The sequence below is a fragment of the Brevirhabdus pacifica genome (assembly GCF_002797755.1).
In the GTDB taxonomy this organism is placed as follows: domain Bacteria; phylum Pseudomonadota; class Alphaproteobacteria; order Rhodobacterales; family Rhodobacteraceae; genus Brevirhabdus; species Brevirhabdus pacifica.
The window spans coordinates 309,586-319,349 of record NZ_PGFI01000014.1 but is presented as its reverse complement, the minus strand read 5'-3'; the positions used below and the strand labels follow the sequence as shown (position 1 = coordinate 319,349).

The window sequence follows — 9,764 nt, the reverse complement described above, 5'->3', positions numbered from 1 at the left end:
GTCTTGTAGGTCGGGGATGTCGGTTTGCTCATGGAGCCCGGCTACCACGCTGGATTCACAAGATGAATCCCTCACGCGATTTGTGCAACAGAGCCCCTTTCCGCTGGCATGAAGTTCCAGGAATGCCAGAATCAACGCTTCGCGGATTTCCGCGCGTTCCTTCTCCATTTTGCTGAAAAGACTCAAGAACTGCGCAGGGATGGCGGCATCTTGCATACCCATCCGCGCCGGGGTGTGTTCGAACTTGCCCTTTTCGAGCCATCGAGCGATCTGGCTATTGTTGAACCCCTGCACCACACCATTTCCGTCGGCGGGCATAAACAGGTGATCATTCCCCCGCGTTTCGAAGTAGAGGAACTGGCGACCATCGATGAGGATCTCGTCGTTGACGTCAAACGCATAGCGAGGCAAAATCGGGCTGGGGATGATATCAAGCATCGCGGAACTCCCGGGTCACGGTGGCCTCGTAGGAAATCTTGACCCCTTCCGGGATCAGGAGGTGACGGTTGCGGATCAGGCGGACTACAGCCCGAAATCCGGAACCACCTTGGCCGATCTCATCTACAAGATCGGCGATCCGAACCGCGCCCACGACCTGCCGCACAACGCGCAGCGCAGAGGCGTCCACCACAGGATCAGGGCATCGCATTTCATGCATGATTTCGGCGTTGTGGAACTCGTGAGGACCGAAGTGCTTTTCAGTCATGACCACAGCGCGGTCTGCGAAATCCGGAGTCACCTGACTGCCAATGAACCGCAGTTCTTCCGCAACGGATGGCTTGCTGAACCGATAGGCGGATTTGACCATGACCGCGATCCGTGACCCGTCGCTCTGAGTGGTCAGGAAATCGAAGAAATGCCTTGCAGGTTCGCCGTCGGTGCCAAGATAGGTGAATGGCACCTGGTTCTCGACGTGCACCACTTCCGGCCGAGCCAGGAGTGTCAGGGCCACCTGGAGCTCGGTGTAGCTTTCGATATCCATGCACGTGCCTTCGTCAGGCCCGACATTCAACTGTCCGGTGAAATGCTCCCGGCGGCCTTTCGCGACTCGTCGTTGGGCCGTTGACGGTCGCGGAAGATGGACGGTCCCATCTGGCAATTCCAACATGAAAAGTTCCCTCTCGATTGAGCGCGGACGCGCTCGTTGCATGTGACCCGAGCGCGCCTCCGCGCTTCGGAACTGTTGAGAAGATTGGCCTTTTTCAAAAATGCAGAAGAAATTTGCGAAATCAGTGATAATTAATTGATTTTGCAGTTAAAAAATACAGGAGCCCTGCATCAGATGAGCGTCATGCAAGAAACTCGGGCGCGATATGCAGACCATCAGATCGGAACGTTGCTGAGGGAGACGGACCCACCCGGACCGGCAACCGAAGTCCGCGTCCTGCAAGCCTCCAAGACGCCTTGGTCATCGACGGTCCCTTAGGCTGGTTATGTGTCGTCTTCGCTCAGGGTCGCGAAGCCCAGGAATTGCGGTGGCACGACGTCAGTCAGCCAAACTCCGTTGTCAGCCTGAAAGAATTCGTGGCCAGCGCTGTGCATATCGAGCGCGCCGACAGTCAGCACGATGGGTTCCCCGTGCCTGCCTCCAACGCCTTTGGCCGTCGCCGGATCGGCGCTGAGATGAACCTGGCGCCTTTTCATGGGGAGCAAGCCTTCGGAGAATATCTCATCCAGCATTCTGCGAGCGGTTCCATGGTAGAGTGTTGCTGGAGGGATCTTCGGCTTGAGGTCCAGATTGACGTCGACAGAGTGCCCCTGCGCCGCACGGATACGCTCCCCGTTCTCCGCGACCGTGAAGCGCTGCTTGTCGTCAGCGGCAACAAGCTCCAGCAGCATATCGCGCGACATACCCCGGCCGGATTGTTTGAGTGCTCGCAGCAACCGATCCACCGGCACCCATCCTGCCGGATCGAGTTCAAGACCAACCAGATCTGGCCGGTGCCTCAGGATCAAACTCAGAAATCTACCTTGGCGCGACATGGCTCGTCCCCCGAAAATTCACAGGTGCAATCCGCCCGGCGCAACTCCAGGAAGGGCCATCACGAAGGGCTCCCTTCCACCATCAGGACATTGAACTGCGGCTTCATGCACCAGCAATCTTGGCTATTCTTCAGCAGCCGAAATTGATCGCGAAACAAATCTCCTGAAGGACGCGGCGACCAATAATGGCTGCAACGCACCTTGGCTGAAACAATGGCGCTGCCTCCGAAGCACATCTTCCTTTTGAGAGGGCTCTCCCTGGTCTTGCACGTGCGTTCTTTTTTGGCACGCGGGAGCTTGTGCGCGGCGGTTGATCCGGTAGGCTGTTCAAATACTTGTGGGAAGGTCGAAATGGAAAAACGCTTTCTCTCGGAACGAGATATTTGCAGCAAATTCATAATGCCGGCTTTGATCTCAGCTGGTTGGGATCTGAAGACCCAGATCGCGGAAGAAAAGACGCTGACCGACGGGCGAATTATCGTCCGCGGCCGCATGGTGGCGCGCGGTCAAAAGAAGCGTGCGGACTACGTCCTTTATCTAAAGCCCAACATCCCGATCGCGGTTATTGAAGCCAAGGACAACAAGCACAGCGTAGGAGACGGGATGCAGCAAGCGCTGACCTACGCCAATATGCTTCGTGTTCCATTTGCCTTTTCATCCAACGGCGACGGATTTGTCTTCCATGACAGGACCGGACAGTCGGCGGAGATGGAGGCGCTGATCGGCCTCGATGGCTTCCCATCCCCTGCAACCCTGCTCGCAAAATACAAAGCTTGGAAGCAGTTGTCGGACAGCCAGGCAGAAACCGCGTTTCATCCCTATTTCGATGATGGCAAGACGCCACGATACTATCAGATGAACGCGGTCAACGCGTCCCTCGAGGCGATATCCAAAGGCCAGGAGCGTCTCCTGCTTGTCATGGCGACAGGGACCGGAAAGACGCTTACCGCGTTCCAGATCATCTGGCGCCTCTGGAAATCGGGGGCGAAAAAGCGTGTCCTGTTTCTGGCGGATCGGAACATCCTGATCGACCAGACCATGGTCAATGACTTCCGGCCCTTCATCGGCGACATGGCCAAGTTGTCCTCGCAGTCCAAGACAATCGAACGCCCTGACGGCAGCACCGAAAACCTGACGCTGGCTGTCGACAAGAAGAGACGGATCAACACCGCCTATCAGATCTACCTGGGTCTCTACCAAGCGCTCACAGGCCCCCAGGAATCACAGAAGATATACAAGGAGTTGTCGCCAGATTTCTTCGATCTGATCATCATCGACGAGTGCCACCGCGGAAGTGCAGCCGAGGACTCGGCCTGGCGGGAAATCCTCGATCATTTTTCGAGCGCCACCCACATTGGCCTCACGGCGACACCGAAAGAAACCGAATACGTATCCAACATCAATTACTTCGGCGAACCCGTTTATTCCTACACATTGCGGCAGGGCATCGATGACGGATTTCTTGCGCCATACAAGGTCATCAAGTGTCATATCGATCGCGACGTCGAGGGATACAGGCCGGAGCCTGGACAGGTCGACCGAGATGGCATCGAAGTCGAAGACCGCATCTACAACACCAAGGATTTCGACCGGGTCCTGGTCATCGATGATCGAACAAAGTTGGTTGCCCAGCGCGTCACGCAATTCCTGAAGGAGAGCGGCGAGCGGATGCAGAAGACCATCGTCTTTTGCGTCGACGAAGAGCATGCCGCCCGCATGCGGCAGGCCCTCATAAATGAAAACCAGGACCTGGTCGCAAAGGATAGCCGCTATGTCATGCGGATCACCGGCAGCGACAAAGAAGGGGTCAACCAGCTTGCCAACTTCATTGACCCAGAGGCGGACTATCCGGTCATCGTCACGACGTCCCGGCTACTCAGCACTGGCGTCGACGCACAGACCTGTCGCCTCATCGTTCTTGACCGCCAGATCGGGTCCATGACCGAGTTCAAACAGATCGTGGGCAGGGGCACACGTGTGCATCAGGACACGGGAAAATACTACTTCACCCTCATGGATTTCCGCGGCGCGACGAACCACTTCGCCGATCCTGATTTCGACGGCGACCCGGTGCAAATCTACCAGCCCACAGGCGATGATCCGATGCTGCCCCCGGAAGACACCGATGCCCCGTCAGGCGATGAGGGGACCAGCGGGCAAGATCCGAGCGGCGGGGATGAACTTGAGATCCTCATCGATCCCACTCTCGGCGGTGACGCGGCGATACCCGGCGGAGGTGACGACACCGGGCCGGTGCGAAAGATCTACGTCGATGGCGTGGGCGCGACGATCATCAAGGAGAGGGTCGAATACCTGGACGCCGACGGGAAACTCATCACGGAGAGCCTGAAAGACTTCACCCGCAAACACCTTACGCGCCGCTTCGCCTCGATGGATGATTTCCTGCGGCGCTGGAATGCCGAGGAACGCAAGCAGGCGATCTTGGATGAGCTTGCAGAGGAAGGCCTGGACCTGAACCTGATCGGAGCCGAACTCGGCCAGGACCTCGACCCCTTCGACCTGGTCTGCCACATCGCCTTCGACGCCAAGCCGCTGACCCGAAAGGAGCGGGCCGAGAACGTCAAGAAACGTGATGTCTTCAACCGCTACGGTGAGCAAGCCCGAGCTGTTCTGGAAGCCCTGCTTGAAAAGTATGCCGATGAAGGGGTATTCGACCTCGACGATACGAACATCCTCCAAATCAACCCCTTCTCCCACATGGGAACGCCAATCGAGCTCATGCGGGCTTTTGGTAAGAAACCTGACTATCTGCGGGCAGTTCACGACCTTCAAAACGCCCTATATGAAGAAAGCGCTTAGATGAGGACTATTGGAAAATCCAAGTTGCTGAATATTCCGGCGCAAGGGGGAATTCCCGTCGAGCAAACAAACGGTGAGATTAGAAAATCAAAACCCACTCCTGTCAAAAACTATTTAGACTTGGCCGACAAGATTGCAGAAGTTCAGTATCTAAACCCAGAATACGTTCTGGTTTTTCGCGGCCAATCCGCCGATCACACAGACGAAAACAAAATGACTTCAATAAGGCCGGGAATATTTCGTGGACGCGATTCTACGGTTACCAGGTCTCCGATTGAAGCTCGATTCGAGAAGCTCCGCAGGGCAGAAAAACTTTTAATAGAAAAATGGTTAGATGCGCCGGTTGCCGGAAATGAAAAGATAAAAAAATATCGAATTCTACGTTGGTCCATTCTACAGCACTATGAGATCTGTGAGACGCCATTGCTCGATGTGACCTACTCACTCCGCGTCGCAGCTTCGTTCGCGTCATTGCACGACGATAGCCATGGATATGTTTTTGCCCTCGGGGTTCCGAATATCTCCGGAACGGTCACTACTGATATGGAAGCAGGTCTCCAGACAGTTCGACTTTCGAGTGTTTGCCCACCGCAAGCGCGTCGGCCACATATCCAGGAAGGATATTTGTTGGGAGAATATCCAGACATCAGCGTTTACGCCGAAAAGCAAAACTACTCATCGTTTGAGGTCGACTTTGGGCGAAGACTGTTGGCCAAGTTCAAGTTTGAAAAAAGAACATTTTGGAGCCGCAACACATTTCCTCAAATATCGCGACAAGCACTCTACCCCAACAGCGATGACACCTTTATGGCCGTCGCCAAACAAATCAAAACTGAGCTCGGTGATTAGACTATGTCCATGAGAAACCTCGTCAAATCCATTCAGGACATCATGCGCAAGGACGTCGGCGTCGACGGTGATGCACAGCGCCTGTCCCAGCTTGTCTGGATGTTCTTCCTCAAGATCATCGACGACCAGGACGAGGCTCTGGAATTCACCCGCGACGACTACACCTCCCCCATTCCCGAGCACCTCCAGTGGCGCACGTGGGCCGCAGATCCCGAAGGCATCACCGGCGATGACCTGCTGGCCTTCGTCAACGACGACCTGTTCCCGACGCTCAAGGAACTGCCCGGCACGACGCCCCGTGCCAAGGTCGTCCGCTCCGTCTTCGAAGACGCCTACAACTACATGAAATCCGGCACGCTGATGCGGCAGGTGATCAACAAGATCAACGAGGTGGATTTCAACTCTCTGACCGAGCGTCAGCATTTCGGCGACCTCTACGAACAGCTGCTGAACGACCTCCAGAACGCGGGCAACGCCGGCGAATACTACACGCCCCGCGCCGTCACCTCCTTCATGGTTCAGCAGATCGACCCGCACCCGGGCGAAATCCTGATGGACCCCGCCTGCGGCACCGGCGGTTTCCTGACCTGCTCCATGCGGCACATGCGCGACAAATACGTGAAGCGACCCGAGGACGAGGCCACCATGCAGGCCTCCCTCCGCGCCGTGGAAAAGAAACCGCTGCCGCACATGCTGTGCACGACCAACATGCTCCTCCACAACATCGAGGAGCCGTCATGGGTCAAGCACGACAACACCCTCGCCCGTCCGCTCATCAGCTGGACCAAGGATGAACGCGTCGACATCGTCCTCACCAACCCGCCCTTCGGCGGTAAGGAAGAGGACGGGATCGAAAACAACTTCCCCGCCTTCAAGACCCGCGAAACCGCCGACCTTTTCCTCGCCCTCATCATCCGCCTGCTCAAGAACAACGGCCGCGCCGCGGTGGTCCTGCCCGATGGCTCACTCTTTGGCGAGGGCATCAAGACCCGGCTCAAGGAACACCTGCTGACCGAATGCAACCTGCACACCATCGTGCGCCTGCCCAACTCGGTCTTCAAACCCTACGCCTCCATCGGCACCAACCTGCTGTTCTTTGAAAAGGGCACGCCGACCAAAGAGGTCTGGTATTGGGAACACCGTGTGCCCGAGGGGCAAAAGGCCTATTCCATGACCCGGCCCATCAAGCTGGAGCATCTGGATGACTGCGCCGCGTGGTGGGGCGGGGCGAGCCGTGTGGGGCGCGAAGAAAACGAACAGGCCTGGAAAGTCTCGATCGACACGATCCGCGAACGCGGCTTCAACCTCGACATCAAGAACCCCCATGTGGTCGAGGATGACCACGGCAACCCCGAAGACCTGCTGAACGATCTGACCAAGGCAGAGGCGTCTGTCGAAAGCCTACGGGCTGAGCTGAAGGCCATCCTGACCGAGGCGTTGGCCCGATGAACGCGGATCGGTTGCTGGAGGTTTACGAGCAGATCAGCGAAGCCCCCGACGCCATCGTGCGGCTGCGGCGCTTCGTGCTGGATCTGGCGGTGCGTGGGAAGCTGGTGGAGCAGGATGCGGGGGATGAGCCTGCATCTACTCTCTTGCGTAGGCTTCTCGCCGGCAAAGAATACCTCATCAAGACCAAGGCCATCAAAAAACCACGCGAACTTGGCAGTGACGATGAGCTCATTCATCCACATCATCTTCCCACTTCCTGGCAATGGTGCCGCTTGGATTCAGTTGGTGCGATAGTTGGCGGCGGAACACCTTCAGCGGGCGATTCCTCGAACTTCGACACGCCGGGCGCCGGCATAGCTTGGCTCACACCGGCCGACTTGGGCGGCTACACCGATCTATACATCTCCCGTGGCACTCGCGACCTCTCTGATAAGGGTCTCAGCACATCATCTGCGACCCTGATGCCAGCCGGATCGGTTCTGTTCACCAGTCGTGCACCGATCGGCTATGTCGCTATCGCTGAGAACCCCATCGCGACCAATCAAGGCTTTAAGTCCGTTGTCCCCTACATTTCCGAATGTTCGCAATTCATTGCCCTAACCCTGAAGGCCCTCGCTCCGGAAATAGATGCAAAAGCTTCAGGCACTACTTTCAAAGAAGTGTCAGGAAAGATCGTCGCTGGCATTCCGTTCCCGCTTCCCCCTCTCGCCGAACAGCACCGGATCGTCGCCAAGGTCGATGAGCTCATGGCGCTCTGTGATCGGCTGGAGGAGGCCCGCAAGACGCGGGAGGAGGTGCGCGACAAGCTCACCGCCGCCAGCTTCGCCCGCCTGACCGCCCCGGATACCACGGCACAAGCGGAGCCAGCAAAAGTGGGAACCGGTTTTGCGTCCGGCTCCGCGACCAGCGAAGATGACTTCCCCGCCCACGCCCGTTTCGCCCTCGAGGCCCTGCCGTCCCTCACTACCCGCCCCGACCAGATCAAAACCCTCCGCCAAACCATCCTCAACCTCGCCGTCCGCGGCAAACTGGTGGAACAGGACCCTGCGGCTGAACCGGCGTCGGCGTTGCTTGAAAAAATTGCACAAACCAAATCCGAAGAAATTCGATCAGGAAAACGCAAGAGAGATCGACCGCTTGGCGAATTCAAATTAGCCGACATGCCAACTATCCAACCCTGTGGTTGGGCGTTCGATTTCCTTCAGAACGTGATCGATGTGCGCGACGGAACACACGACACTCCAGCCGCCAGCGAAGAGGCCAACGCGATACCACTCGTAACCAGCAAGGATTTCAAAGCTGGCGAAATTGACTTCCAAAACGCAAAACGAATTTCATTGGCTGACCATATAGAGATTTCGAAGCGCTCTGCGGTTGATGTCGGCGACATTCTATTCTCCATGATCGGCGGGAACATTGGCAACCAGGTAATGGTGAACGATCCCAGGCCATTCAGCATCAAGAACGTCGCTTTGTTCAAATACTACGACACCGCTTCGACCCTTCCGAGATTCATCAAAATCTATATGGAAGACTTGGCGAACCGACTACAGAACGAAGCTTCCGGGGGCGCACAGCCATTTGTGTCATTAGGCGCTCTTAGAAAGCTCCCGATTGGGCTTCCACCCCTCGCCGAACAACACCGCATCGTGGCCAAGGTCGATGCCCTAATGGCCCTCTGCGACCGGCTGGAGGCTGCCCTGACCACCGCCGACACCACCCGCACCCGCCTCCTCGAAGCCCTCCTCCACGAGGCGCTGGAACCTGCCACAGGCACCCTGGAGGCCGCAGAATGAGTGAAACGACCGAGAGGTTCATCCGGATCTATGAGGGGCTGGTAAAGGAGGTGAACAACCGCGCCAAGATGGAAGGCTCACACTCCTTCGAGATCGAGGCAGCCACCCAGCGTGATCAGGGTGTCAGGCGACATCGAGACATGCTCCGCTACATCAGGGATATTCGCCACGCGCTTCAACATCCCAAACACAAAGCCCAGGGGCACGCGGTGATCGTTTCACCTGACTTCCTTGCCGAAGTCGAAGGCATCCTGAACTATTTGCGCAACCCTCCGTCGGCGAATTCGGTCGGCGTATCGCGCAAAGACATGAAAACTGCGGAGCTGACGGATCAGCTCGGAGAGCTTGCCGATGACATGAAGCGAACAGGCTTCAGCCATCTGCCAATCCTCGACGACCAGAATGTTCTGATTGGCGTGTTCAACGAGGCGGCAATCTTCGACTACCTGTGGCACGACGCCGAGCAAATCGTCTCGCGCACCATGACGATCCAAGACATTTTCCCCCATTGTCAGCTGGACGCTCAGCATACGGAGACATTCCGCTTCGTCCGCCCATACACTTCCGTCGACGATCTGACAGAGATGTTTCGAGCCATTGAAACACCGACCAGCCGAGTTGGCGCCGTCTTCGTGACTGCTTCCGGAAAGGCAGACCAGCCAGTCCACCGTTTGATAACTCCCTGGGACGTCATGACAGTGGAACGGCGCTGATAGGAGGGGTGAGGATGGAGATGAAGATCGATTTGCGATCTGTCATACGGTCGATCCGTGAAATTTCCCGCGGCACGTCCGTCGCCTGACGGTTGCCGATTTCTTTAAGCCGTCCTTCACCCGGCACTGATTTCGGACACTTATGCATTGAAGG

8 protein-coding genes are annotated in these 9,764 nt (G+C 56.9%); 5 read left to right on the top strand and 3 right to left on the bottom strand.

Annotated features, from left to right (window positions below; genetic code table 11):
• The 3 genes from CLV77_RS15245 to CLV77_RS15235 form a co-directional block, all read right to left on the bottom strand.
• A partial coding sequence (locus tag CLV77_RS15245; RefSeq protein WP_157802075.1) for a hypothetical protein occupies nucleotides 1-438 on the bottom strand: 438 nt, incomplete at its 3' end.
• On the bottom strand, nucleotides 431-982 hold the full coding sequence (locus CLV77_RS15240) for a hypothetical protein (protein WP_076980395.1): 552 nt from the start codon (nucleotides 980-982) through the stop codon (nucleotides 431-433). The genes CLV77_RS15240 and CLV77_RS15245, both read right to left, overlap by 8 nt.
• 449 nt (nucleotides 983-1,431) lie before the next feature.
• The gene (locus CLV77_RS15235; RefSeq protein ID WP_076980394.1) at nucleotides 1,432-1,983 is read right to left on the bottom strand and encodes an RNA 2'-phosphotransferase; all 552 of its coding nucleotides are present in this window, start codon (nucleotides 1,981-1,983) and stop codon (nucleotides 1,432-1,434) included.
• A 351-nt stretch (nucleotides 1,984-2,334) separates the two neighbouring features.
• Here CLV77_RS15235 and hsdR point away from each other — a divergent pair, with 351 nt between their 5' ends.
• From hsdR to CLV77_RS15210, 5 genes are read left to right on the top strand one after another with little or no spacing between them, the layout of a single operon-like run.
• Nucleotides 2,335-4,803 (top strand): EcoAI/FtnUII family type I restriction enzme subunit R, encoded by a 2,469-nt coding sequence (gene hsdR / locus CLV77_RS15230; RefSeq protein ID WP_076980393.1) that lies wholly within the window; start codon nucleotides 2,335-2,337, stop codon nucleotides 4,801-4,803.
• Nucleotides 4,804-5,652 (top strand): FRG domain-containing protein, encoded by an 849-nt coding sequence (locus CLV77_RS15225; protein WP_083707816.1) that lies wholly within the window; start codon nucleotides 4,804-4,806, stop codon nucleotides 5,650-5,652.
• Between the two features lie 9 nt (nucleotides 5,653-5,661).
• Nucleotides 5,662-7,101 carry a type I restriction-modification system subunit M gene (locus CLV77_RS15220; protein WP_233128138.1) on the top strand — a complete coding sequence of 480 codons (1,440 nt, stop codon included), beginning with the start codon at nucleotides 5,662-5,664 and terminating at the stop codon, nucleotides 7,099-7,101.
• A complete protein-coding gene (locus tag CLV77_RS15215) occupies nucleotides 7,098-8,897 on the top strand; it encodes a restriction endonuclease subunit S (protein ID WP_076980390.1) in 1,800 nt (599 codons plus the stop codon). The genes CLV77_RS15220 and CLV77_RS15215 overlap by 4 nt, the downstream gene beginning before the upstream one ends.
• Nucleotides 8,894-9,610, top strand: coding sequence for a CBS domain-containing protein (locus CLV77_RS15210; protein ID WP_083707815.1), 717 nt, complete (start codon nucleotides 8,894-8,896; stop codon nucleotides 9,608-9,610). The genes CLV77_RS15215 and CLV77_RS15210 overlap by 4 nt, the downstream gene beginning before the upstream one ends.
• Nucleotides 9,611-9,764: the final 154 nt, after the last annotated feature.